The organism is Flavobacterium maritimum, from assembly GCF_040049085.1.
Lineage (GTDB): Bacteria > Bacteroidota > Bacteroidia > Flavobacteriales > Flavobacteriaceae > Flavobacterium > Flavobacterium maritimum.
Map to the genome: position 1 here is coordinate 472231 of NZ_JBDLZY010000004.1, position 25441 is coordinate 497671.

The window sequence follows — 25441 nt, forward strand, 5'->3', positions numbered from 1 at the left end:
TGCTACATTCGATTATATTTGCATTAAATAAAACCTACTATAAATATGGAAGAATGTATTTCTGTTTTTGATATGCTCAAAATCGGTATAGGACCATCGAGTTCTCATACTCTTGGACCTTGGCGTGCAGCAGAACGATTTTTGGGTGAAGTACGCAGCGAAAACTTACTCGATAGTATAGACCGAGTAAGAGTAGATTTATATGGTTCCCTATCCCTAACAGGTAAAGGTCACGCCACTGATTTAGCTATTATGCTAGGCTTAAGTGGTCAGGATCCCGAATACATTCCGGTTTCAAATATTGACAGTATTATCAAAACTATTAAGGATAAGAATGAAATTAATCTTGGAGATGAAAAACTGATTCCTTTTCATTTTTCACAAGACATTGTTTTTAATAAAAACTTCCTTCCTTTTCACGCTAATGGTTTGACTTTTACCGCTTATGCTAAAGACGGAAAGGAATATATTTCTACCTTCTACTCGATCGGTGGCGGATTTGTCGTAAAGGAAGAACGCGTTAATGCCAAGAAAAAAAATGCCATAAAATGTGCTTTTCCTTTTCCAATAGACAAGGCGACTGAACTTTTGGAATATTGCGCAAACGAGAATAAAAAGATTTCAGAAATTGTTTATGAGAATGAAAAATCGATGCGCTCGGAAGAGAAAATTCATCATGAATTAATGCGAATTTGGAATACCATGTTGGAGTGTATGTATATAGGTTGTCATTCTGAAGGGATTCTTCCCGGTGGATTAAATGTTCGCCGCAGAGCTTTTGACATGCATCAAAATCTTATCGGTTTATCTAATTATGACAGTCCACAAACTTGGTTAGAACAAATCAGACTGACCGAAGTGAAATTCCGTCAAATCTTAAAATGGGTAAGCTGTTTTGCCCTTGCGGTAAACGAAGTAAATGCTGCTTTAGGACGTGTGGTCACAGCACCAACAAATGGTAGCGCCGGTGTAATTCCAGCTGTTTTGATGTATTATTTAGTGATTGAAAATCATAAAGGAGGAGAAAAAGAGATTAAACAATTCCTGATGGTAGCTAGTGAGATTGGAAGTATTTTCAAAAAAGGATCAACTATTTCTGCGGCTATGGGTGGTTGTCAGGCAGAAATTGGGGTTTCTTCGGCAATGGCTGCAGCTGCTTTATGTGAGCTTATGGGAGGTACACCTGCCCAAGTTTTAATGGCAGCGGAAATTGCGATGGAACATCATTTGGGAATGACTTGTGACCCTGTCGGTGGACTAGTTCAAATTCCATGTATTGAAAGAAATACAATGGGAGCTATAAAAGCCATCAATGCCGCCGAATTAGCATTGGAAACAGACCCAAAAAATGCAAAAGTGCCTTTAGACAAAGTAGTAGATACCATGTGGCAAACCGCCAAGGATATGAATAATAAGTACAAGGAAACATCTGAAGGCGGATTAGCAATAGCCGTGAATATGGCGGATTGTTAAGTCGCATAAAGACAGTAAAGGTTTTAGATGGTCTGTATACTAATCTCCATTTAAAACCTTAATCACTTTCTTCGGGTATCAATAATATAAATGATTTTCCAATCTTCTTTTTCTTTAAAAAGAGTAAAAGCATTTACTCCTTTATGACTTAGTTTTCCATTGATATAAAATTCGTAAGGTGTCCAGGCGTGAGCCATTGAACCGTCTGTTTGAATAGTGTAATCTATTATTTTTTCATGGAAATTTAAGTCTGCTGAGATAGAAGCAATTGATTTGTAAAACTGGTTTGCTGATTCATTAGACAGGATATTGCCTTTAGCACTTTCAGATATCGATTGTAAAATGATTTTCGGATCGCAAACCGATTTAATTTTTGTAGAATCTTTTGCATGGAAGCCATCAAAAAAAGTTTCAATTACTTTTTTAATTTCCTGATTCTGAGATTGACAATAAGTTGTTGCCAACAATAAAACAATTAACGAAATATTTTTCATAGAAACTTTTATGATTAATTTGAACCAAAAATAATATTAACATTACATTTTAGAGTTAAAAATATACATTTTATTTCCTTTACAATTTCTGCTGTTAAACATTATAAAAAAGTATTCAGTCACAGTTTACGTTTAGATATTTATTATTGTGAATGGAGTAAACTGCAACCGAATATCAAAATTTATTTTTTCCTTTCTAATTCAAGTTTTGAAATAGGTTGATATACAAAAGGTACCTCCTCTATTTCGACATCACTCTTATCCAGCCCGAATGCTCTTGTGTCAGAAAGTGAACAATTTTTAAGCATATAATAGGAATTTAACAATAGCGAATCTTTAATAGTAAATTCATTTTCTACCGAAAGAAATTTTTCTAAAATCACAAATTTGAAATCAGGTTCGGTATTATATTTTGTGGAACCATCAGGACGTATATGGAGATTTAATTCTTTATTATCAACTAAATTTTGTACAATTTTTTTAAAGTACAATTCCACTTTAGGTTGTATTCTAAAACCAATATTCAGAATAATTTTAATCACTTTATCATCCAGCAATTCAATTACTTCATAATTTAAAGTAAAAGGATCATTGGTTCTGTTAATATGAAAAAACCAGTAAACATCAGCTCTTTTGGGCTTTTTAGAAAAAATTGATTTCAATATTTTCTCTTCAACTTCATAATTTCTATCTGCCTTAGACAGATAAATTAAATGCGTCGCATATTTTGGAATACTGCTGTCATTACTCAATTCTTGAAGTTGTAGAGTATGATCTGCTAAATTGGTGAACTTTAAAAATTTATTATTAATTTTTCTTGCAAAATACCAAGTATACATCGTCATGAAAATGAAAAGCTCAAAGAATAAAAACATCCAACGCTCTTTTATTTTTACAATATTGGCAATAAAAAATGCAATTTCTAAAACAATAAAAACAGTAATAATTAATGTAATCAAGATTCTATTCATCTTTCGAATATAAATTAAATAATAATTTAGAAGAACCGTTGTCATAAGCATGGCAATAGTTATAGAGAAACCGTAAGCAGCTTCCATATTCGATGAATTTTTAAAATACAGTATCATTAAAATACAACCTATCCAAAGAATTGTATTAACCGAGGGAATGTAAATTTGTCCCTTTAAATTGGTTGGATTTCGCATGGTCACACGTGGCCAAAAATTAAGTGACATTGCTTCGTTTATTAACGTATATGAACCACTTATCAATGCTTGAGAAGCAATAATAGCAGCAAAAGTAGCTATAATCACTCCCGAAATTAAAAACCATTGTGGCATAATGCTATAAAAAGGATTTCTGCCTTCCAGAAATGAATTTCCTTGGGTCATCAACCAAGATGCTTGCCCTAAATAATTCGCAATTAAAGCAATTTTCACAAAAATCCATGTGATTCTGATATTCTTTTTCCCGCAATGTCCTAGATCAGAATACAAGGCCTCTGCTCCAGTCGTACATAAAAAAACAGCTCCCAACAGCCAGAATCCATGAGGATATTCAACTAATAATTCATAAGCATAAACGGGGTTTAACGCCTTTAGAATGGCTGGGTGCTCTAATATCTGAATGAACCCTAACACAAAAAGCATTGAAAACCAAACCACCATAGCTGGTCCAAAAAAGAAACCCACTTTTTGTGTTCCAAATCGTTGAAAAAAGAACAAACCCGATAAAATAACAATCACAATAGGCAGTGTTGGAATATTAGGAACCACATCTCCTAAACCTTCCACTGCAGAAGCTACAGAAATTGGAGGTGTAATAATTCCATCTGCTAATAATGTTGTAGCACCGAGAATAGTTGGAATTACTAATTTACCTTTTCCAAAACGCTTCACTAATGCATAAAGTGAGAAAACGCCTCCTTCACCATGATTATCTGCCGAAAGTGTCAATAAAATATATTTGAAAGTAGTTTGAAAAGTAAGTGTCCAGAAAATACAGGAAATTCCACCATACACTAGCAATCTCGATATTTCTCTTTGCCCAATAATAGCTTTCATAACATATAAAGGACTGGTGCCTATATCACCATAAATAATTCCAAGCGCCACCAGAAGTGATGCTCCAGTGACTTTTTGAATAGTTGATTTATTCATTTTAACTTTGATTTTAAATTTTAATTATTATTAATTATTAGACAATAGAAATCCGTATCGAGATGTTTTGAGCATTCGATATAATGATTTTCTTCTTTTTCTGTAATTACTACTTAAACAGGAATCGTTTAAATATTATGAATATCAGCTGGTGTTAAAACGGTATCCAACACCGGATTCTGTAATTATAAATTTTGGCCGGTTGGGGTCTTCCTCAATCTTTTTTCGAAGTTGAGCGACAAAAACACGCAAATATTGGGTTTGATCAGAATAGCTGTGGCCCCACACTTCTTTCAGTAAATATTGATGGGTAAGTACTCTTCCTTCATTTTTTATCAAAATTGAAAGTAAATTATATTCTGTGGTTGTTAATTTCAGAATCTCATTTTTTGATTTGACACTTCTAGAAGTAAAATCGATTGTGTTTTCTCCAAATTCTATTACCGGTACATTTTCATTTTGTGATAAATTCCTTAAGGCAGTTCGAATTCTAGCTAATAATTCTTGGGTTCTAAAAGGTTTTGCTAAATAATCATTGGCACCATTATCAAGTGCTTTTACAATTTCTTCTTCGGTGTTTTTTACGGTTAAAATCAGGATGGGTTTTTTATACCATTCTCTTAATCTTTTTAAAACAATCTGGCCATCTTCGTCCGGTAAACCTAAATCTAGTATGATTAGATCCGGTTGATGATTAGCAGCAAGCATTATCCCTTCCTTTGCATTTACAGCAAAAATAGTTTTATATCCATTGGAACCTAAAGCGATTTCGAGTAGCTTCCTAATTTGAATTTCATCGTCTATGATTAATATTTCTGCTGAATTACTCATTTGAAATCTCTTTTGTATTCATTACTAATGCAGGGAAATACATTTTAAAAATCGATCCCCCCTCTTCTTTGTTTTCTAAGGTAATTCTACCATTTTGAGCTTCAACAAATCCCTTTACAATGGATAATCCCAAACCTGTCCCCCCTGTTTTTGAATTTTGCAATCTGTAAAATTTATCAAAGACTTTATCTATTTCGTCTTTAGGAAAACCTTTCCCATCGTCTGCAATGGTAATTACACATGGCATTAATTTTTCTGGATTATATTCAAAATCGGTATCAACATTATATTCTATTTTAATTTCAATTTTAGCCCCTTTTGGAGTGTATTGTGAAGCATTAAAAATCAAATTATAAATAATCTGTTCCATCAAACCATAATCCAACTTGAAAAGCGGTAAATTCTCATCAATAATAACTTCGGTTTTGTGAAATTGTAAATCTTCTTTCAAACTATCTAAAACATTGTAAACCAATTCTTTTAAATCACACCAATCCATTTTGGGTTTTATTACACCCGATTCCAATCTGGACATATTCAGTAAATTCTCCACCTGATGATTTAATCGCAAAGAGGCTTTTTCGATTTCTAAATACAATTTTTGTTTATTCTCTTCAGAAATAGTTAATGACTTACTTTGTATTGTATCTATTGATCCCATTATAGTCGATATTGGCGTTCGCAATTCATGAGATAGTGAATCTAATAATGCATTGTATAGTTTCATGGTATTTACCCTGAGTTCTTTAATTTGCAATATTTTTTCAGCCTTTCTTATTTTATGGGTCAAAACACCGTTAATCAGCGCAATTAGAAAAAACAAAAACAACAATAAAGAGTCTTCTGCATTACTAATATGAAATGTATAATACGGTTCTATAAATAAAAAGTTCAAAATTAAGGCACTCAGGAATGCACTCAATAATACAGGAAAAATATCGAGAAATATTGCCAACAAAGAAACTACTACCAATAGCAAATAGCCCACAAATTTATAATCCAGATAATCTCTTGTAAACAAACATAAAGAGGCTACTGTACATACTGAAATGATACTTATTAGGTATTGATTTTTTGTTTTTATTTGACTTAAAATACTTTTCACAATGACTATCTAAATTTAACAATACAAAGTTAAATGATAAGTTGTAAGTATTTTATAATATATAGAAGCGGGATATAAAGATTTTATAAAGATTTCTTTTGCTTATTTCGCAAAAAACAAATCAACTAATCCTCTTAATAATTCAATTTCACTACTTTTACAGCTTTAAATTAAATTTTTAATATCTGTAAATAGTAAATCACTATGTCTGTCTCAAAAAAAGATTACAAAAGAATAACCACCAAGTCCTTAATTGAAATGAAAGCCAATGGTGAAAAAATCTCCATGCTTACTGCTTATGATTATACCATGGCTAAAATTGTTGATACTGCCGGAATTGATGTGATATTGGTAGGTGATTCAGCTTCAAATGTAATGGCCGGACATGAAACCACTTTGCCAATTACTTTAGACCAAATGATATATCACGCTTCTTCAGTTGTTAGAGGGACTGAAAGAGCATTAGTTGTGGTAGATTTACCTTTTGGAAGCTATCAATCAGACCCGAAAGAAGCTTTACGTTCAGCGATTCGAATTATGAAAGAAAGTGGCGGACATGCAGTAAAACTTGAAGGTGGAAAAGAAATAAAAGAATCTATCAAAAAGATATTGAATGCCGGAATTCCAGTTATGGGGCATTTAGGTTTAACACCACAATCTATCTATAAATTTGGAACTTATACTGTTCGTGCCAAAGAAGAAGAAGAAGCAGAAAAATTGATGGAAGATGCTAAGTTACTTGAAAAATTAGGCTGTTTTGCACTTGTTTTAGAAAAAATTCCTGCTCATCTGGCCGAAAAAGTAGCCAAAAGTATTTCAATTCCTGTTATTGGAATTGGTGCCGGAGGAGGAGTTGATGGTCAAGTACTTGTAATTCACGATATGTTGGGAATGAATAATGAGTTTAGTCCAAGATTTTTACGTCGTTACATGAACTTATATGAAGGAATGACAAAGGCTATTAGTCAATATGTTGAAGATGTGAAATCGAGTGATTTCCCTAATGCGAGTGAGCAGTATTAGCATACAATATTCAATCTCGGTGTTCAGTTTAACATAAAATCAAACAGTTTTCCCTTGTCCAATAAAATAGTTTCCACAAAAGATAATTTACAAATTCTTCACGAAGATAATCACCTTATTGTGGTGAACAAACGTGTAGGCGACATTGTACAAGGAGATAAAACTGGTGACAAACCTTTGAGTGAGGTTGTTAAGGAATATATTAAACAAAAATACAATAAACCCGGTGAGGTATTCCTTGGCGTGGTTCATCGATTGGACAGACCAACCACCGGGATTGTAGTTTTTGCCCGGACCAGTAAGGCATTGACGCGAATGAATGAATTGTTCAGCAATCGGGAAACCCAAAAAACATATTGGGCAATCGTAAAAAACAGACCCTCAAAAACAGAAGATAAACTCGTTCATTTTCTGAAAAGAAACGAAAAAAACAATACTTCAAAAGCACATTTAAAGGAAGTTCCTGATAGTAAATTAGCCAGTTTAGATTATAAAATCATAAAGGAACTGAATAATTATTTTGCTTTGGAAATCAATCTTCATACAGGAAGGCATCATCAAATCCGAGCCCAACTTTCTGCTATTGGCTCACCGATAAAAGGGGATTTAAAATATGGTTTTGATCGAAGCAATCCTGATGGCGGTATCCATTTGCACGCCCGAAAATTGGTTTTCACTCATCCTGTTACCAAAGAAATTATAACAATCGTTGCTCCTACTCCCAATGAAGTAGTTTGGAATGCCTTGTGATTTTTTATGAATGAATAGTCTTTTATTTAAATTTTAAAAATTAACTTGCATGGTATAAACGAGCTGATTTTTAAGATGGATTATAAAACAAATGTCAAATACAGAAAAGAAGTCTTAATAAAGTTACTGAATACCATTCTCATCCATGAAAATGAAGTTGTTCAAGCTTTACACGATGATTTCAATAAACCTGCCTTTGAGGCTGTACTTACAGAAACCAATTATGTCATTTCAGAACTAAAGGACACCATAAAAAACCTTCATGATTGGGCGAAACCCAAAAGAGTAATTCCTTCCATACTAAATTTCCCGTCCAAAGATTATATTTACAAAGAACCGTACGGGAAAGTATTAATTATTGCGCCCTGGAATTATCCTTTTCAATTGGCACTCTCCCCGCTTATATCAGCTGTGGCGGCTGGAAATCAAGTAGTTTTAAAACCTTCTGAACTATGCCCCAAAACATCTGAAATAATTGCAAAAATCATTGGAAAAACATTTGACATCACTCATGTAGAAATAAAAGAAGGTGGTCATGAAGTTTCAAAAAAACTGCTTTCACAACGCTGGGATTATATCTTTTTTACAGGCAGTGTTTCAGTGGGCAAGATAGTTGCAAAGGCCGCTGCCGAAAACCTAACGCCTGTGACACTTGAACTGGGCGGAAAAAACCCTTGTATTATTGATGAAACTGCCAATTTAAAACTTGCTGCTAAAAGAATTGTTTGGGGAAAATTCATCAATGCGGGTCAAACCTGTATTGCTCCTGATTATATCCTGATACAGAAAGACATGAAAAGTCATTTTGTTGATTATATGAAAACCGAAATTACCAAAGCGTATGGAGAAAACCCTGCTTTATCACCTGATTTTGCCAGAATTATAAATGCTAAAAATTGGTTGCGATTAGTCAATCTGATTGATGAAAATAAAGTAATTTTTGGTGGCCAATCAGATATTGAGAATCGATACATCTCCCCTACTCTTATTGACGAATCAGATGTTGACAGCTTGATTATGCAAGACGAGATTTTTGGTCCATTATTACCAATTCTGACGTATGAAAATGAATCTGAAATAAGCAAAGTCATTTCCCGATATGAAAAACCTCTAGCTCTCTATGTATTCAGCGAAAACAAATTATTTTACAGAAAAATCATCACCGATTATTCTTTTGGAGGCGGTTGCATTAATGATACCTTAGTTCATTTTGCAAATAAAAGGTTACCATTTGGCGGAATAGGTCACAGTGGTATTGGTGCGGTTCACGGGAGTTTGAGTTTCGATGTTTTCTCACACAAAAAAGGAATTGTAAAAAAAGCCAATTGGTTAGATTTGCCAATGCGTTATGCTCCCTACAAGGATAAATTAAAATCAATAAAGAAACTACTAAAATGGCTGTAATCAACGAAAAGTCAGTGAGTGAGGCCATTCACTATCGGCGTTCTGTAAGAGTTTTCAAGAGTGAAACCATCGATGAACAAAAAGTTAGGGAATGTATTCAATTGGCGGCTCTGGCTCCAACCAGCAGCAATATGCAGCTTTGGGAATTTTACCATATTGTTTCCCCGGAAACTATCCAGCAAATCGCATCTGCCAGTTTCAATCAGAATGCGGCTAAAACAGCACAACAAATTGTTGTTGTTGTAGCCAGAAAGGATCTATGGAAAAAAAGAGCACAATCTAACATTACCTATTTGAAATCCAAATTTGGAGATAAACCCGAATCGGAATATTCTAAAAGAGAAAAATTTGCCATAAATTATTATCAAAAAATAGTTCCCTCACTCTATATTGACTTTTTAGGAATCTTAGGACTCCTAAAATATATCACTTTCCAATTTATTGGAATTTTCAGACCCATTTATAGAGAATCCAGAGCCAGTGATATGCGAATTGTAGCACACAAGAGCGCTGGTCTGGCCGCTGAAAATTTTATGATTAGTATGGCTGCTATTGGCTATGACACCTGCCCCATGGAAGGATTTGATTCCCTTAGAATAAAAAGAATAATTAATTTACCAACATCATCAGAAATAAACATGATTATCGGATGTGGAATTCGAGACGACAATGGTATTTATGGTGAACGCTTTAGAGTTCCGTTCGAAGAAATCTATTTCAAAATATAAACTTAAATTAACCTTAATAACTAATACCAAATTACCCCTATGAAACAAACTACAGAAAGAATTGAAGAAATCAAGAATAATGGTTACAACCTCGATTTTGGGGACGTTTTTAATCATGCTTTCGAGAATTATAAAAAAATAGCACTTTACGCCGGATTAGTATTATTTGTTTTTTCGGTTATTATTGGTGTCTTGGCTTTTGGAATAATAACTTCAATTTTTGGAATAGCAGCTTTGGACAAGACTTTTTTTGAAAGTTTCAGACTTGAAAACCTTTCCGGAATTTTCATAGTAGTTTATTTACTTATTGGGGCATTGCTAGCGGCACTATTAGGTCCTTTTACTGCCGGCTTTCTTAAAATGGCTGATTGCGCAGAAAAAGACAATGAATTTCACGTTTCCACTTTTTTTGAATATTATAAGGCGCCTTATTTTAAAGAAATTTTTACGGCTACTCTTCTGATTGGTCTTGCTAGTTCCGGTATTTCAACACTAGTTGAGCTTGCCAGTATTGAACTAGTTGGTATGTTAGTTTCAATAATAATCTCTTTTTTAACCTTCTTAACAATTCCGTTAATTGTTTTTGGAAATCTACAAGCAATCGATGCCATAAAAACCAGTTTTTCTATTGTTTTAAAACAGGCTTGGATATTAATTTTATTGTTATTTGTTTCTTTCATAGCTTCTATGGTAGGGTTTATCGGATGTTGCATAGGGATATTTTTTACCATCCCATTCATGTATTCGATGCATTATGCTATTTATTGCGCCATAGTTGGAATAGAAACAGATAGCGAAATTGAAGAAATTGGTTCTAATATGGAGTAATCAAAATAAAGAACCACATTGTATAATTTTTTATTATATTGTGGTTCTTTAAAATAGTATTGTAAGTACTTGAAAATAAAGATAAGACCTTAAATCAAATTTCTGAAAACCTAAGCCCGATATTTCTATGGTATTGTACTATAGCATATTATTCTTATCATCATGTACAGGCAAAACATCTCTTTGTTTTGCCCCTTATGCTGTCAAAATAAACTACATAGATTTAGTACATAATAATCCAAAATTATGGATTATGCTGCTCGCTTTGGTAAGCTCAATTATAGTATTGGTTTATTATGTTTTAAGAATTGAATCTAAATTAAAAAGTCAATTTATTGAAAATAAAACCGTTACTAATTCTCTCAATAAGGAATATCAGCTTTATCTCTTGTTTATTGGTCTGATAACCTTCATAATTGAAATTACTTTCGAAATTTTTAAAGTAAGGTCTCAAAGCTTTTTAATACAGAATACTTTTGTAGGTTTGTTTATTTTGTTGATTTATTACTTGAGTAAAAAATCCACTTTTTTCTATAATAATATAAAGTTTTGTTTCCTTAGCATTTATGTCCTGTATTACATTTTGGTGGCGCGTAATCTTATCGTATTTCCAAATGATATAATCCCTATTGTCTCCTTCGTAATATTCTTCTTTTTCTCCTATACGGTTTTTAGACCCATAAAATTATATTGGATTCTAGTTGGCTTTACCTTTTCTTTTCTGATTGCCATTTTCTTATTTGAATTAGTTCCCTTAAAAACGATTATTGTTCTAGTAAACTATTCGATAATTACATTAATTATCAACTACGTCAGACATATTTCTTTAGTTAACATAACTGATAAATTTCAATTCGCCAATGAGATTGTAAATAAGGGAAATTCGCTCACTATTGCCAGCAATAGAATGGGAGAAATTTCTTTTTGCAGTGAAACCGTGACCTCAATTTTGGGCTATACGACGGAGGAAGTTATGGGATTAGGTTTTTGGAAACTTACCGAAGATCCTGATTTTATAGGCCAGGATTATCATCTCAATTATACGGACGACAAGTTATATATCCGAAAATTAAAATGTAAAAACGGAGAATATAAATTCATTCAATGGAAAGATAAAAAATTTTCAGATGATTTGGTTATTGGTATTGGACAAGATGTTACAGAACAAATTCAAGCAAAGGATCAATATAAAAATTTAATTCAATCAGCAAATGATATTATTTTTGAAGTAAATGATGATGGTGATTTTACTTTCATCAATAATTTCACCATTAAATCTTTGGGTTATAAAGAATCAGAAATCATTGGCCATAATTACTCCGAGTTCATAAGACCGGATTACATCACCAGTATGATGTCATTTTATGAAAGCTTAGAAAAAAAGGAAAATGATTTCCCAACCGTTGAATTTCCATTAATAAAAAAGAACGGAAAGGAATTATGGATTTCACAAAAAGTAATTATTCGTAGAAATGATTTGGGTGAAATTATTGGCTATTCTGGTATTGCCAGGGATATAACCAAATTAAAAAATATTGAAGTCGAAAATAAAATACGTCAGAAAAAGATTGAAAAGTATGAAAGAACAATAAAAAAGTTATCCAACATTAATTTCAATAATTACAAAAGTCTTGATACCGTTATAAAAATTATTCTTGAAACTACTGCAAAAGCAGCTAATATAAACCGAATTAGTTTTTGGAAATATACAGAGGAAACCATTTCCACTAATCATTTTTATAAATTGGATTCTGATAGTTATGCCGATAAAATAATTTTAAAAAAAGAAAAATTCCCCATCTATTTTAATTCTATAAAAAACAAACCTTTAATAAGCGCCCCAGATGTCTTTAACAAATCAGATATCTCTGAATTTAAAGCAAAATATTTTCTGGAGAATTCAATCAAATCATTGCTAGATATTCCCATTCATATTAGTGGAGAATTGACAGGAATTATTAGCTTAGAAACCACATTGATCAGAAGAAACTGGGATAATGAAGACATCAATTTTGCCAGAACGATATCAGATATCATTTCATTAGCAATAACTTCACAACAACGCTATAAAGCAGAGAAAAAGCTCGAATACAAAACAGAACTTCTCTCGGCGATGGCTTTGTGCACTGAAAAATTTCTGCTAAGCAAGAGCCTTAGCGAAATGTTTCTGGAGACCTATCAGATTATTGGAGAAGCCACTAAAGCCGATCATATCTACTACTATACGAATGATCCTCAAACGAATTTAATCAATCAAAGATTCAAGTGGTCAAAGAAAGGCGTAACACTTCAAATTACTGAATTACAAAGTTTTACGCACGAAAACTTAAAGGAAATTATCGCTAAAGCAAAAAAGAGAAAGGTCTTTAAAGCTATTACACGTAAGCTAAAAGATTCCTTTTTTAAAAAATTATTAATTGACAATGAAATAAAATCCATTCTCATTTTACCTTTATATATAAAAGATCAATTATCAGGTTTTATTGGTTTTGATGATTGTTCCTTTGAAAAAAAATGGACGAATGAGGAAGTTTATATCCTACAAACGCTAGCCAATAACATTTCGTCGGCTTTGGAACGAAATAAAAATGAAGCCAAAATATACGAAAGCGAGGAAAAATTTAAATTAATCGCCAATAATATACCTGGAACTGTTTATTTATCAAAATTTGATGAGCAGTCTTCAAAAGTATTTTTGAATGACGAAATTGAAAGGCTAACAGGGTATTCAAAGAACGACTTTCTTGATAATAGATTGTCCTTTTTGTCTCTAATCCATCCGGATGATAAAGATAAGGTGATAGAAAATCAAACCCGTGACATATTAAATAATAAACCGATCCATTCTATTTATAGAATAAAGAAAAAATCCGGTGAATATATCTGGATTGAAGAATTTGGCGATGCAATCAAAAAAGACGGAGCAATTGATTATGTTGGAGGTATTTACTTTGATATAACCAATCAAAAAGAAACCGAAGAGGCCATTAAAGCAAAAGAATTAGCGGAAGCGGCAAATAAAGCAAAATCAGAGTTTCTCGCTAACATGAGTCACGAAATCAGAACTCCATTAAACGGTATTATTGGTTTTACTGATTTACTAATGAAAACAAATCTTGGAAGAACCCAGGAAAAGTATATGACAACCGTAAATCAATCGGCTAACTCCTTATTGGATATTGTAAATGATATTCTTGATTTTTCAAAAATTGAAGCCGGTAAATTAGATCTGTTTGTTGAAGAACATGAAATTGATGACATATTAAGTCAAATTATTGATCTAATTCTGTATCAATCCAATCAGAAAAAACTACATCTTGAACTAAAAATAGAATCAGATGTACCAAAATTTTTATGGGTTGATATTGTTCGTTTAAAGCAAATTCTAGTTAATCTTTTGGCCAATGCGGTTAAATTTACTGAAAAAGGATCTATAAAATTGGAAGTCTCCGTTATTAAAAAAATTAGTGATTTTGAAACGGTCATTCGTTTTGCGGTTATCGACTCCGGTATTGGAATATTAGAAGAAAATAAAAAGAAAATTTTCCAGGCTTTTTCACAAGAAGATACTTCGACCACCAGAAAATTTGGAGGTACGGGACTAGGTCTTACCATTTCAAACAAATTATTAGGGTTAATGAATAGCCATTTGCAACTTGAAAGCAGTATAAACCATGGAAGTACGTTTTACTTTGATTTAAATTTAAAAACAAGCAATAGAACCTCAGAGAAAGCAAATAAAACTGAAAATATCGTTGCTGATACTAAAACGACAAATGTTGAAATAGCTGAAATACAAAAAAAATTAAAAATACTGATAGTAGAAGATAACAAAATCAATATGCTACTACTCAAAACTATCATTAAAAATTTATTTTCTGATGCCACTATTTATGAAGCTCAAAATGGCAAAGATGCCGTCATTCAATTTGAAACCATCCGTCCCGATATTATTTTTATGGATATTCAAATGCCTTTCATGAATGGCTATGAAGCTACAAAAGCAATACGTAATTTAGAATTTGGTAAAGATGTCCCGATAATTGCAATAACTGCTGGCGCCGAAAAAGAAGAGAAAGACAAATGCAGAAATGCAGGAATGAATGATTATATTTCTAAACCTATAATGGAAGGTATCATCGAAAAAACCATCTTAAAATGGACAAAATAATTTTTTCTTTATGTTAATTTATGATATATACCAATATCTTTTTATTGAAAAATAGCATAACTTAGTGTTGTTTTCAGATAATAACTTCAAAATATAAAATATGAAATGGATAGGAAGACGTCAAAGCGATAATGTAGAAGACCGTAGAGGAATGTCAGCGGGTGGAAAAACTATTGTGGGTGGCGGAATTATTGGTATAATTATTTTATTGTTGAATCTTTTTGGAGGTGAAAATGCCCAAATGTTAACTCCAATATTAGAACAAATGAATCAGGGACAAAGTGCTCCTACAGAACAACGAGAATTGACAGCTAAGGAATTGGAAGAGCAACAATTTATAAAAACTATTTTAGCGGATAACGAAGATGTATGGACTAGAATTTTTCAAGAAAACAATATGCAATTTGAAAATCCTCGGTTGGTTTTGTTTAGTGGTGGGGTAGAAACTGCTTGTGGAGTAGCCTCATCAGCTTCAGGGCCTTTTTATTGTCCGGGAGATCAAAAAGTATATATGGACTTGGCATTTTTTGAGGAACTTAAAACAAGATTTGGCGCTGAAGGAGGAGATTTTGCCACCGCATATGTAATTGCTCACGAGATAGGCCACCACGTACAAACGTTATTAGGCACATCTAATAAAATGAGACAGATGCAGGAGGGAAAAAGTCAGGCTGAAGCCAATAAATTATCAGTAGCCTTAGAATTGCAGGCTGATTTTTATGCCGGTGTTTGGACGCATTATAATCAAAAAATGAACGATATATTAGAAGAAGGTGATCTGGATGAAGCCTTAAGTGCGGCACATGCCGTAGGTGATGACGCCATACAATCTAAGATACAAGGTCATATTGTTCCGGAATCCTTTACGCATGGCACATCAGAACAACGCAAATATTGGTTTATGAAAGGGTATAAAACTGGAGATATCAAACAGGGAAATACTTTTGCAGAAATTGATTAATCATAAAATCTATTTGAAAAATCGGGAATCAAAACCCGATTTTTTTATGCAGATTATTTATCAAAACTAAGTTTGCGCCAACCATCCGTCACGGTCTAAACTCCTGTATTGGATGGCTTCGGCAATATGCGAGGAAATAACTTGTGGTGCAGCATCCAAATCAGCAATTGTTCTGTCTTTAAGCAAACAAGTAAAGCAATCAAAGGCAGATCGAAAAAATTAGCACTACCTTTGCGCCAACTTAAAGAAGTAAACTAAATAATAGGGTTTACTTCATAATCACAATTTATGTCATTCAACTCATTAGGCCTATCTGATGCTTTACTAAAAGCCATCAGCAAAAAAGGATACACAACCCCTTCCCCAATTCAACAAAAAGCAATTCCTCCAATTTTAGAAGGTAAAGATGTATTAGCATCGGCACAGACAGGAACAGGAAAAACAGCCGGTTTTACACTTCCAATATTACAATTATTATCACAAGGGCAACACTTAAGACACAGACCCATCCGTGCTTTAATTTTAACCCCAACAAGAGAACTAGCGGCACAAATATTGGCCAATATAAAAGAATACAGTACATTTTTAGATTTACGAAGTACAGTAATTTTTGGTGGCGTAAACCAAAACCCACAAGTAAGCCAATTGCGTCAAGGAGTTGATATTCTTGTCGCCACTCCTGGTCGATTAATCGATTTGCAAAATCAAGGTTTAATTTCGCTTTCAAAAGTAGAAATTTTGGTTTTGGATGAAGCAGACCGCATGTTGGACATGGGTTTTTTAAAAGACATTGAACGCGTCATGAAAGTATTGCCTCCAAAAAGACAAAACTTACTATTTTCGGCAACTTTCTCAAAAGACATTAAGAAATTGGCAATGGGTATTTTGCACCATCCAATTCAAGTTGAAGCCACTCCCGAAAACACAACTGTCGATGCTATCATTCAGAAAATATATCCTGTCGCAAAAGAGAAAAAAACCGAATTGATAATTAAACTTATCACTGAAGGCAACTGGAAACAGATTTTGGTATTTACCCGAACCAAACAAGGTGCCAACAAACTGACTGAAAGCATGATTAGTTCCGGCATAAAAGCGGCGGCAATTCATGGCAATAAAGGTCAGGGCGCAAGAACCAAAGCTTTGGCCGGTTTCAAAAACGGAAGCCTAACCGCTTTGGTTGCTACAGATATTGCCGCTCGAGGCTTGGATATTCCACTACTGCCACATGTTATTAATTTTGAATTGCTAAATATTCCCGAAGATTACGTTCACCGAATTGGTCGAACAGGAAGAGCTGGTGCAAGTGGAGAAGCTATTTCGCTTTTTAGTCCGGACGAAACCACTTTTTTGCGCGATATAGAAAAATTGGTTGGCCTGAAACTACCCAAAGAAAACATAAAAGGTTTTGAACCGGATCCTAACGCATCAACCGAACCTATTAAACAAGGTCAAGGCAGACAACAGCGCAATTCAACTCCCAAAAAAACAAAAACTGGCAATACAAACAGAAGCAGTACTAATAGTTTTGGTTCAAGACGTCCCAATCAAAATAATGAGAGACGTTCCAATAGATAATTTCATCTGAGAAGTTGGGTTTTATTATTTTTTGGGAGCAGAGAATTTTCGTCTCTTTTGAAGATATGTCCCGCTTTACGTTGCAATCTTTTCCTTTTTAAACAAAAAAGGAAAAGGATTTCCACTGCAATCGGGGCTAAAATACACGTTTTTCTTTTTTAAGATCTTTGCATTCAAATGTTTTTTAAAAACAAAGTCGCTCTCGCGTTTATGGTATGGACACCGTTTGCAACACCGCACTATTCAACTTGATGTGTTTAGTGCTGTTCCGAGCGATCGGGTATATTATAAAAGACTTTCCAAAAATTCTTCAATAACCTCTGGCTGAATTTGTTTTTGCTCGATGTCCATATACCAATGATACCAAATATCTTCTTGGGGAATTAATCCATGTCCAGTAATAAGATATTCAGCGATAGGAATATTATTATACTGTAATTGTTTTGCAATATGTACAGTTAGTCTTTTAAAAATTTGAAGTTGCCAAAGAGACACTTCAATATCTCGCTGTGAACCACCGGTTTTCTTTGAAAGTAACATAGCTAGATTTTTATATTTTTCATCGATTGGATCCATAAAATCCATAAGCTTATCAAATTCAATACTATTTGATTGCAAAAAATCTCCTGTGGTACTTTTACAAGTACAATAAACTTTAAATCCTTTACGCCAATATTGAAAAACCACATTTAAAAGGATCATGGAATAATCTACTGAAGTCGAGAAGTGCTCTCCATGTTCCAAACGCTTTGGCCATTTCTCACCATCCATAACCATGTTAGTGGGCTCATATTTTTTTGGGTTTTTTGGATCCTCAAATTTATATTGTGTTGATTCAATAAATTTAACTTCTTTTGAAACATTTAATAAATTCGCTCGCAGTATGCATTTACCAGGCTGAGGATTTGATATGTAATTAAGAGAAAATTTAAAATCGGGGTTGTTTTCGTAGAATGATTTTTTATATTTCTTTTTTTTTCTTTCGTTTTTCCATTTTTTAAATCGATCTGTGATATTTAAGAAATTTGTAGTAATTGCAATAAAAGCAGCTATTCCCGTAATTATAGTGCCTCCGAAAATATAGTTTAATGTTTCTTCTGATATATTCATTTAACAAAAATATATAATAATTAATTAGTTAATCAATTTCACATATCAAAACTTCATCTAACACCTAATAAACCCGATAAGCGGGATTTGCAGTCCATGCACATCTCAATTTGGACAGCAATAGATATCAACCCAACCAACCATCTCTATCTAAACTCCTGTATTGGATAGCTTCGGCAATATGTGAGGAAATAACTTGTGGTGCAGCATCCAAATCGGCAATTGTTCTGGCTACTTTGAGAATGCGGTCATAAGCTCGAGCAGACAAGTTTAATCGTTCCATGGCGGTTTTTAATAATTGTTTAGAGTCATCATCAAGTGCACAATATTCCCGAATCTGCTTGGTATTCATTTGCGCATTGTAATGAATAGTATCCATCTGTTCAAAGCGAGTGGATTGGATTTCTCTTGCACAAGTCACTCTTTTTCTAATATCCACGCTACTTTCCGCTTTTCGGTCATCGGATAATTTTTCAAAAGGAACCGGTGTCACTTCAATATGAATATCAATCCGATCCAATAATGGTCCGGAAATTTTACTTAAATACCGCTGCATTTCATGCGGCGAAGAGGTTTGCGGCGCATCCGGATCATTAAAAAAACCACTAGGACTTGGGTTCATACTCGCAACCAACATAAAAGAAGAAGGATAAGTAACGGTAAACTTAGCTCTAGAAATAGTCACTTCCCTATCTTCCAATGGCTGGCGCATTACCTCCAAAACATCCCGTTTGAATTCAGGTAATTCATCTAAAAATAAAACACCATTATGTGCCATAGAAATTTCTCCGGGCTGCGGATAACTTCCTCCTCCGACCAGCGCAACATTTGAAATAGTGTGATGTGGACTCCTAAACGGACGTTGATTCATCAGCCCTACTTCTTTCAGTTTTCCGGCAACACTATGAATTTTTGTCGTTTCTAATGCTTCCCGTAAAGTCATTGGTGGTAAAATACTGGGTAACCGTTTGGCAAGCATTGTTTTACCGGCACCTGGCGGACCTATCAAAATAATGTTATGCCCTCCAGCTGCTGCGATTTCCATGCAACGCTTAATACTCTCCTGCCCTTTTACATCTGAAAAATCAAATTCCGGAAAATCTAAAGTCTTATAAAACTCAGCCCTCGTATCAATTATGGTGGGTTGTAAAGTTCCTTTTCCTTCCAAAAAATCAATGACCTCTTGCACATTTTCAACACCATAAACATTCAAACCGGCAACAATAGCAGCTTCTTTTACATTTTGTATTGGAAGAAAAAAACCTTTAAAACCTTCTTCTTTTGCTTTTATGGCAATAGGCAAAGCGCCACGGATAGGTTGTAAACTGCCGTCGAGAGAAAGTTCTCCCATGATGATGTATTTGTCAATTTCATCTGCTTTAATTTGGGCTGAAGCTACCAGAATCCCTATTGCTAAAGGCAAATCGTAAGCCGAGCCTTCTTTTCGCAAGTCGGCTGGAGCCATATTGATTGTAATTTTTTTTCCCGGCATGGCATAGCCATTATTCTTCAAAGCCGCTGCAATTCGATAACTACTTTCTTTAATGGCATTGTCAGGCAGACCTACTAAATGATAGCCTATACCTTTATCCATATTGACTTCGACAGTAATAGTCGTCGCTTCTACTCCAAAAACTGCACTTCCGTAAACTTTAATTAACATACAAAATAGTTTTGTCTAAATGTGAAAACAAATGTAGTCAAAACTAATAAAAAAGAAATAATTATCTTACAAAATAATCATTTAGGATACATCAGAAGGATAAACTAAACCTATTTTACTTCTGATTTCATCCACTATTTTGATAAGCTCCAAACTATTTTGATGCGACCATAGTGGACTTTCAATTCTATTTTCCTTTATGCATTTATGGCATTCTTCTATTTCGTGTGTATATCCTTTACCTCTAGTTGGTAAATTACACACAACTTCTACATCATCTTTGATTAAAGTATAGGATTGTGCTTCATACCACTTTGAATTCAAAATAATTCGGCCTTCACTTCCACTTATCGTTGCTTCCATATTCGAAGATGAAACAAAACTCGAATGCAAAATTGCCTGTGCATTTGGAAACTGCAAAATCATGGAAGTCTGTAAATCTGCACCTGATTCATGAAAATTAGCATTGGCAACTATTTCGGATGGTATTCCTAATATCAAATAGGCTAAAAAAAGAGGATAAACACCAATATCTAAAAGAGAGCCACCGCCTAAGCTAATATCAGTCATTCTGTCCTCCCCAAACTTTTTAACTTGAAAGGCAAAATCAGCATTAATATATTTAATTTCACCAATCTCGCCATTTCTTATTTTATCAACTGCTTCCTTAACTGAGGGGTTGAATCTTGTCCAAAATGCTTCCATTAAAAATTTACTATTTTCCTTCGATGCCTCAATCATTTTTAAAGCTTCCTCATATCGCAATGCAATAGGTTTTTCACAGAGTACATGCTTATTATTCTGTAATGCTTTAATGCTTAACTCAGCATGAGAGTTGTGTGGTGTTGCTATATATAGAATATCAATACTTTCGTCTATAAAAATTTCATCATAAGACGAATACGCTTTTTTGCAATTGTATTTATTAGCAAAATCAGTTGCTTTTTCAAGACTCCTAGATGCTACGGCAGTAATTTCTGCATCCTCAATAAGCAACAACTCTTTCGCAAATTGATGTGCAATTTTACCCAAACCTACTATTCCCCATTTTACTTTTACAGTATCTTTCATAAATTTTTTGTTAAAAAAAAGAAAACTTCACTATCTTTATACGTCATTTCAATAAAATATGCTTAAATCAGCATTTCATTAAGCCCGTCCGATTTGAATTCAAATATACAGTTTCGGCATTAATTATACTGAAATCAAATATTTAAAAAAACAAGAAAATTGGTTTGATTTGTTAAAGTTATCCTGTTTAAAACAAATACTTTTTAATTATGATATTCAATAATTTGCTATAAAAAAATTAGAATTTTATAAATGTATACTTCAAATTAGTAAAAGAATAGGCAGTGCAAAAGCTTATTTAATTTATTTTTGAATTAAGTAAATCTAAAAAAATAAAACTATGGGAATATTCAATGCCATTCTAGGCAATGCATCAGAAGTAAATATTGAAAACGTTGCAAAAGAGTTCGAGCCTATCCTAATTGAAGGGGAAACAATCGAAAAAGCATACAAGCTTATTAAAGACATGTTTATTTTTACCAACAAGAGATTAATCTTAGTAGAAAAACAATTAGTGGGCACTAAAGTAGACTATATGTCGATACCATATTTCAATATTAAAAAATTCTCAAAAGAAAGCGCCGGGATTCTTGATTTAGATGCAGAACTAAAAATTTGGCTCAATAATGATGACACTCCAATTGTCAAGCAATTTGGAAAAGGTGGCAATAACATCAATGAAGTTTACAGAATTTTAAGTCAGCATATCCTAAAATAAGATCTATTCGAAATGCAAAATAAATGTACTTATTGTTATTCTTTAATCAAATAAGTACATTTTTTTGTTTTAAAAGAGAGTATTCCCTATAAAATAAAAGAAAATAAGAGAAAAAATCATTATTTCATCGAACCTTCATTGACAAATTACAATTTTCAACATTTAATTATACTATACCCTTAAAATTTTAGGGGTCATATTGAAAAAATGGTAAAAATTAAATATTTGAGTTTGTTTTTAACCGGGTATATCAAAATCATTTTATACTTTTATCAAAATTTAAAACTAAAAACTATGCGAAAGATTATTTTAAGCGTGATATTAATCACAATTTTGGTACTAACCTTATTTTCTAATTATTTTGTTACAGAATCTGCAACATTAGGAGCACACATTGTTGAATTAAAATTAGATACTGGAGATACAGCTTGGATGATAGTTGCTTCAGCTTTGGTGTTACTTATGACTCCAGGTTTAGGATTCTTCTACGGTGGTATGGTAGGCAAAAAGAATGTAATTAGTACTATGTTACAAAGTTTTATGGCTATGGTAATTGTAACTGTATTATGGGTATTAATTGGATTTGGATTATGTTTTGGACCTACAATAGGAGGTTTCATTGGTGATCCGTCTTCAAATATGCTTTTTCAAGGAGTAGGTGCGAACACCGCCTGGGAATTAGCTCCAACTATACCTTTAATATTATTTGCATTTTTCCAAGCAAAATTTGCAATTATTACACCAGCTTTAATAACTGGGGCATTTGCAGAACGCGTTCGTTTTTGGGCTTACTTGTTATTTATGGTTTTGTTTATATTAGTAATTTATGCTCCATTGTGTCACATGACTTGGCATCCTGATGGAATGTTCTTTAAAATGGGAGTATTAGATTTTGCAGGTGGAACTGTTGTTCACATGAGTGCTGGTTGGGCTGCTCTTGCCGGAGCCATGTTCTTAGGAAAAAGAAAAGTACAAAAAGTTAATCCTGCACGTATTACTTATGTATTATTAGGTACAGGTTTATTATGGTTTGGATGGTTTGGCTTCAATGCAGGTTCTGCTGTAGGTGCTAGCGGACTGGCTGCTCAAGCATTAGGAACTACTACAGTTGCTGCTGCTGCTGCTGCAATGGCTTGGGTATTCCTTGATAAAATTTTAGGACACAAATTATCTGCTATGGGAGCTTGTATCGGTGCAGTTGTAGGTTTAGTTGCCATTACTCCTGCTGCTGGTTTTGTAAGCATCCCTCATGCAATCACAATAGGTATTATTGCTAGTATGGTAAGTAACCTTGTAGTAAGTAAATTTCCTAAAGGTAAAATTGATGACGCTTTAGATGTATTCGCTTGTCACGGTGTTGGTGGTATGGTTGGTATGCTTTTAACAGGTGTATTTGCTTCAAAATCCATAAACCCAATTGTTGGTGATAATCAAGGTTTAATTTTTGGTGATGCTACTTTGTTTTTAATCCAATTAAAAGCACTTGTTCTAGTTTCTATCTTTGCATTTGCTGCTTCTTACGCATTATTCTTTATTGTTAATAAAATTACTCCATTAAGAGTTAGTGAAGAAAAAGAAGAATTAGGATTAGATATTTCTCAACACGGAGAGTATTTGTAAACTCTTTTATAAATAAAAATAACAGTCTGGAAAATATTTTTCAGACTGTTTTTTTTTGTACTCAATTCTAAATTTCACAATGCAAAAAATTCAGACGTTTAAAAATCATAATCATTATAACTTATGTGAAAGATAAATAGTATTTGATACTCCTAAAAAAGCCATCCCTTTTTTAAGTGGAATGGCCTTATTACTAATTAAAATATGTGAAACAACCTTACTGTTTTATCAGTCTTTGTGTTTTTCTGTTAACACCCTGACTAGTTATCGCAATATAGACGCCATTTGGAAAATCTTCTCCAAACGAAATTGGTTCAGCGTCATTTTTCTCTATATGTTTTACCAATCTGCCTAGAACGTCATACACCACTACTTCAACTTTTTCGTTACTGGCTCCCTCTAATTCTAAAGTAAAATATTGGTTTGAAGGATTGGGGTAAGCTTTTATATTGAACAAAATTGGTTCCACCGTTTTTTCTGCAAGTGTTGAAACTTTTGTTGTTTTTTTCTTAACCTCATGTATTACAATAGAACCACCGCCAAGTGCTGTTATCGCATCTACATTATCGGCAGAACCAATCTGGTTATCATAAACCACTGTATTTCCGGTTGCAATATTCCATATTTTAATACGGAATTTATCAATACCACCACCACCTGTGATTTGTCCATCGATTGCAGAAACCATGAATCCATAATTACCAGAACCATTTACTGTTCCTACTCCTCTGTAGGTTGCTTTTGCACCAGAAATGACTAATGTCCCAGTATCAAGCGAATTACTTTTGAAATTGAAATTTCCTGCATTAAACTGGAATTCCGTATTCCCTTCTACTAGATTTGACCCTTTTTTGTATTTGGATACAAATCCAAAATTGGCTTTCCCTGTCAATGATTGATCTGCTACGTATGCTCCTGCAGGAGAGGTAATCCAACCACCACCAGTTATAAAACTTCCGTTAGGATCGTAAATTGTCATATATCCTGTTGATGAAGAGCAAGCTAAACCGGCTACTGCCTCTACTCTATAAAGTCCTATTGGTAAGGAAGATATATTTATATCCAGTGATGCTTCACCGTTTACACCGTTAACTCCAGAGATTGCAGATCCTGAAGCTACTGTTTGATTTATTCCGTCGAAAACTTTAAAAGAAACATTTACATTGTTAGCTGAATTTCCATTAGGTGACGCCGTTACAAAAGCTTTCAATGTAGCTGTTGTGCCCCCCGTCTGAACAGTAAAACTACTTCCGCTTGCATCCAAAAGCACACCTAAAACAGAAAGGTTATCCCCAATATATGTAATATCATAATTGTTACCTAATGTAAGTGAACCTTGTAAAATAGGATAACTTGGACCAGCGCTTTCTCCAAACTCTCTGGACAGTGAACCAGTAAAGACATCTCCAAGGACTAATGTACCGCTTGAAATCTCATAAGTAAATTCAGGATCATTTTGCCCACAATATTTTGATTGGGGGTTAGCAGTAATTGTAATTGGAAGAGCCATGATTGCTGCGTCATCTGTTGCAGTAGCTGAAACTGCCAATACATAATTGCCGGCTTTTGCTCCTCCAAGTGTCAACGAACTAGCGGTAACTGTTCTGGTGCCTATATTTGCATTGTTAAAACTTTTATCTCCTACAATTAAGGTAACATCCGTTTCATTGTTTACCATGCCCGTTACCCATTGTGCGCTCAAAGTTGCACTTGTTCCGCCATCATACGGCTTATCGTTTGCTGTTATATGAGGGATCAGTTCTACAGCTGTGATTGCTGCGTCATCTGTTGCA

The 25441-nt window shown here is 33.6% G+C and carries 19 protein-coding genes and 1 pseudogene; 11 read left to right on the forward strand and 9 right to left on the reverse strand.

All coding sequences use genetic code 11. The annotated features are described in order from the left end of the window. The first annotated feature begins 45 nt into the window (after nucleotides 1-45). Entirely contained in the window at nucleotides 46-1473 is a 1428-nt protein-coding gene (locus ABEB23_RS11415) for an L-serine ammonia-lyase (RefSeq protein ID WP_348812726.1), read from the forward strand. 62 nt (nucleotides 1474-1535) lie between these two features. On the opposite strand, the gene ABEB23_RS11420 is transcribed toward ABEB23_RS11415, so the two are convergent. The 4 genes from ABEB23_RS11420 to ABEB23_RS11435 all read right to left on the reverse strand — a co-directional run bounded on the left by ABEB23_RS11420 (nucleotide 1536) and on the right by ABEB23_RS11435 (nucleotide 6023). Continuing rightward, nucleotides 1536-1967, reverse strand: coding sequence for a nuclear transport factor 2 family protein (locus ABEB23_RS11420; protein ID WP_348812727.1), 432 nt, complete (start codon nucleotides 1965-1967; stop codon nucleotides 1536-1538). Between the two features lie 182 nt (nucleotides 1968-2149). Next, nucleotides 2150-4087 (reverse strand): KUP/HAK/KT family potassium transporter, encoded by a 1938-nt coding sequence (locus tag ABEB23_RS11425; RefSeq protein ID WP_348812728.1) that lies wholly within the window; start codon nucleotides 4085-4087, stop codon nucleotides 2150-2152. Between the two features lie 144 nt (nucleotides 4088-4231). After that, the gene (locus ABEB23_RS11430) at nucleotides 4232-4918 is read right to left on the reverse strand and encodes a response regulator (RefSeq protein WP_348812729.1); all 687 of its coding nucleotides are present in this window, start codon (nucleotides 4916-4918) and stop codon (nucleotides 4232-4234) included. Continuing rightward, the gene (locus ABEB23_RS11435; protein WP_348812730.1) at nucleotides 4911-6023 is read right to left on the reverse strand and encodes a sensor histidine kinase; all 1113 of its coding nucleotides are present in this window, start codon (nucleotides 6021-6023) and stop codon (nucleotides 4911-4913) included. Before ABEB23_RS11435 ends, ABEB23_RS11430 begins: the two co-directional genes overlap by 8 nt. A 204-nt stretch (nucleotides 6024-6227) precedes the next feature. On the opposite strand from ABEB23_RS11435, the gene panB reads away from it, so the two are divergent. From panB to ypfJ, 7 genes are all read left to right on the forward strand, one after another. Next, nucleotides 6228-7046, forward strand: a complete 819-nt coding sequence (panB, locus tag ABEB23_RS11440) for a 3-methyl-2-oxobutanoate hydroxymethyltransferase (protein WP_348812731.1) — start codon at nucleotides 6228-6230, stop codon at nucleotides 7044-7046. A gap of 54 nt (nucleotides 7047-7100) precedes the next feature. After that, a complete protein-coding gene (locus ABEB23_RS11445) occupies nucleotides 7101-7796 on the forward strand; it encodes an RluA family pseudouridine synthase (RefSeq protein WP_348812732.1) in 696 nt (231 codons plus the stop codon). 75 nt (nucleotides 7797-7871) lie between these two features. Beyond that, nucleotides 7872-9200, forward strand: coding sequence for an aldehyde dehydrogenase (locus ABEB23_RS11450; RefSeq protein WP_348812733.1), 1329 nt, complete (start codon nucleotides 7872-7874; stop codon nucleotides 9198-9200). Continuing rightward, nucleotides 9191-9928 (forward strand): nitroreductase family protein, encoded by a 738-nt coding sequence (locus ABEB23_RS11455; protein ID WP_348812734.1) that lies wholly within the window; start codon nucleotides 9191-9193, stop codon nucleotides 9926-9928. Before ABEB23_RS11450 ends, ABEB23_RS11455 begins: the two co-directional genes overlap by 10 nt. A 39-nt stretch (nucleotides 9929-9967) precedes the next feature. Next, the gene (locus ABEB23_RS11460; protein ID WP_348812735.1) at nucleotides 9968-10756 is read left to right on the forward strand and encodes a DUF2189 domain-containing protein; all 789 of its coding nucleotides are present in this window, start codon (nucleotides 9968-9970) and stop codon (nucleotides 10754-10756) included. A 253-nt stretch (nucleotides 10757-11009) separates the two neighbouring features. After that, a complete protein-coding gene (locus tag ABEB23_RS11465; protein WP_348812736.1) occupies nucleotides 11010-14927 on the forward strand; it encodes a PAS domain S-box protein in 3918 nt (1305 codons plus the stop codon). Nucleotides 14928-15027: 100 nt separating this feature from the next. After that, entirely contained in the window at nucleotides 15028-15888 is an 861-nt protein-coding gene (gene ypfJ / locus ABEB23_RS11470; RefSeq protein ID WP_348812737.1) for a KPN_02809 family neutral zinc metallopeptidase, read from the forward strand. 66 nt (nucleotides 15889-15954) lie between these two features. Here ypfJ and ABEB23_RS11475 read toward each other — a convergent pair. After that, nucleotides 15955-16062 (reverse strand): annotated as a pseudogene (locus tag ABEB23_RS11475) (magnesium chelatase subunit ChlI family protein); the annotation flags it as partial. A gap of 114 nt (nucleotides 16063-16176) precedes the next feature. Here ABEB23_RS11475 and ABEB23_RS11480 point away from each other — a divergent pair. Beyond that, nucleotides 16177-17466 (forward strand): DEAD/DEAH box helicase, encoded by a 1290-nt coding sequence (locus tag ABEB23_RS11480; protein ID WP_348812739.1) that lies wholly within the window; start codon nucleotides 16177-16179, stop codon nucleotides 17464-17466. A gap of 285 nt (nucleotides 17467-17751) precedes the next feature. Here ABEB23_RS11480 and ABEB23_RS11485 read toward each other — a convergent pair whose 3' ends face one another. The 3 genes from ABEB23_RS11485 to ABEB23_RS11495 all read right to left on the reverse strand — a co-directional run bounded on the left by ABEB23_RS11485 (nucleotide 17752) and on the right by ABEB23_RS11495 (nucleotide 21310). Next, entirely contained in the window at nucleotides 17752-18576 is an 825-nt protein-coding gene (locus ABEB23_RS11485; RefSeq protein WP_348812740.1) for a hypothetical protein, read from the reverse strand. 127 nt (nucleotides 18577-18703) lie between these two features. Beyond that, a complete protein-coding gene (locus tag ABEB23_RS11490) occupies nucleotides 18704-20239 on the reverse strand; it encodes a YifB family Mg chelatase-like AAA ATPase (RefSeq protein WP_348812741.1) in 1536 nt (511 codons plus the stop codon). An 81-nt stretch (nucleotides 20240-20320) separates the two neighbouring features. After that, nucleotides 20321-21310 carry a Gfo/Idh/MocA family protein gene (locus ABEB23_RS11495; RefSeq protein WP_348812742.1) on the reverse strand — a complete coding sequence of 330 codons (990 nt, stop codon included), beginning with the start codon at nucleotides 21308-21310 and terminating at the stop codon, nucleotides 20321-20323. A 340-nt stretch (nucleotides 21311-21650) separates the two neighbouring features. Here ABEB23_RS11495 and ABEB23_RS11500 point away from each other — a divergent pair, with 340 nt between their 5' ends. Both ABEB23_RS11500 and ABEB23_RS11505 read left to right on the forward strand, forming a co-directional pair. Continuing rightward, nucleotides 21651-22028 carry a PH domain-containing protein gene (locus ABEB23_RS11500; RefSeq protein ID WP_348812743.1) on the forward strand — a complete coding sequence of 126 codons (378 nt, stop codon included), beginning with the start codon at nucleotides 21651-21653 and terminating at the stop codon, nucleotides 22026-22028. Between the two features lie 294 nt (nucleotides 22029-22322). Then, nucleotides 22323-23648, forward strand: a complete 1326-nt coding sequence (locus ABEB23_RS11505) for an ammonium transporter (protein WP_348812744.1) — start codon at nucleotides 22323-22325, stop codon at nucleotides 23646-23648. A gap of 217 nt (nucleotides 23649-23865) precedes the next feature. Here ABEB23_RS11505 and ABEB23_RS11510 read toward each other — a convergent pair. Beyond that, nucleotides 23866-25441: MBG domain-containing protein (locus ABEB23_RS11510; protein ID WP_348812745.1), on the reverse strand; the 1576-nt coding region annotated here is incomplete at its 5' end.

What these genes read in the sequence shown, in the direction of transcription:
- ABEB23_RS11415 (WP_348812726.1), top strand. Translation starts at nt 46, where the DNA reads ATGGAAGAATGTATTTCTGTTTTTGATATGCTCAAAATCGGTATAGGA.
- ABEB23_RS11420 (WP_348812727.1), bottom strand. Translation starts at nt 1,967, where the DNA reads ATGAAAAATATTTCGTTAATTGTTTTATTGTTGGCAACAACTTATTGT.
- ABEB23_RS11425 (WP_348812728.1), bottom strand. Translation starts at nt 4,087, where the DNA reads ATGAATAAATCAACTATTCAAAAAGTCACTGGAGCATCACTTCTGGTG.
- ABEB23_RS11430 (WP_348812729.1), bottom strand. Translation starts at nt 4,918, where the DNA reads ATGAGTAATTCAGCAGAAATATTAATCATAGACGATGAAATTCAAATT.
- panB (WP_348812731.1), top strand. Translation starts at nt 6,228, where the DNA reads ATGTCTGTCTCAAAAAAAGATTACAAAAGAATAACCACCAAGTCCTTA.
- ABEB23_RS11450 (WP_348812733.1), top strand. Translation starts at nt 7,872, where the DNA reads ATGGATTATAAAACAAATGTCAAATACAGAAAAGAAGTCTTAATAAAG.
- ABEB23_RS11455 (WP_348812734.1), top strand. Translation starts at nt 9,191, where the DNA reads ATGGCTGTAATCAACGAAAAGTCAGTGAGTGAGGCCATTCACTATCGG.
- ABEB23_RS11460 (WP_348812735.1), top strand. Translation starts at nt 9,968, where the DNA reads ATGAAACAAACTACAGAAAGAATTGAAGAAATCAAGAATAATGGTTAC.
- ABEB23_RS11465 (WP_348812736.1), top strand. Translation starts at nt 11,010, where the DNA reads ATGCTGCTCGCTTTGGTAAGCTCAATTATAGTATTGGTTTATTATGTT.
- ypfJ (WP_348812737.1), top strand. Translation starts at nt 15,028, where the DNA reads ATGAAATGGATAGGAAGACGTCAAAGCGATAATGTAGAAGACCGTAGA.
- ABEB23_RS11480 (WP_348812739.1), top strand. Translation starts at nt 16,177, where the DNA reads ATGTCATTCAACTCATTAGGCCTATCTGATGCTTTACTAAAAGCCATC.
- ABEB23_RS11485 (WP_348812740.1), bottom strand. Translation starts at nt 18,576, where the DNA reads ATGAATATATCAGAAGAAACATTAAACTATATTTTCGGAGGCACTATA.
- ABEB23_RS11490 (WP_348812741.1), bottom strand. Translation starts at nt 20,239, where the DNA reads ATGTTAATTAAAGTTTACGGAAGTGCAGTTTTTGGAGTAGAAGCGACG.
- ABEB23_RS11495 (WP_348812742.1), bottom strand. Translation starts at nt 21,310, where the DNA reads ATGAAAGATACTGTAAAAGTAAAATGGGGAATAGTAGGTTTGGGTAAA.
- ABEB23_RS11500 (WP_348812743.1), top strand. Translation starts at nt 21,651, where the DNA reads ATGGGAATATTCAATGCCATTCTAGGCAATGCATCAGAAGTAAATATT.
- ABEB23_RS11505 (WP_348812744.1), top strand. Translation starts at nt 22,323, where the DNA reads ATGCGAAAGATTATTTTAAGCGTGATATTAATCACAATTTTGGTACTA.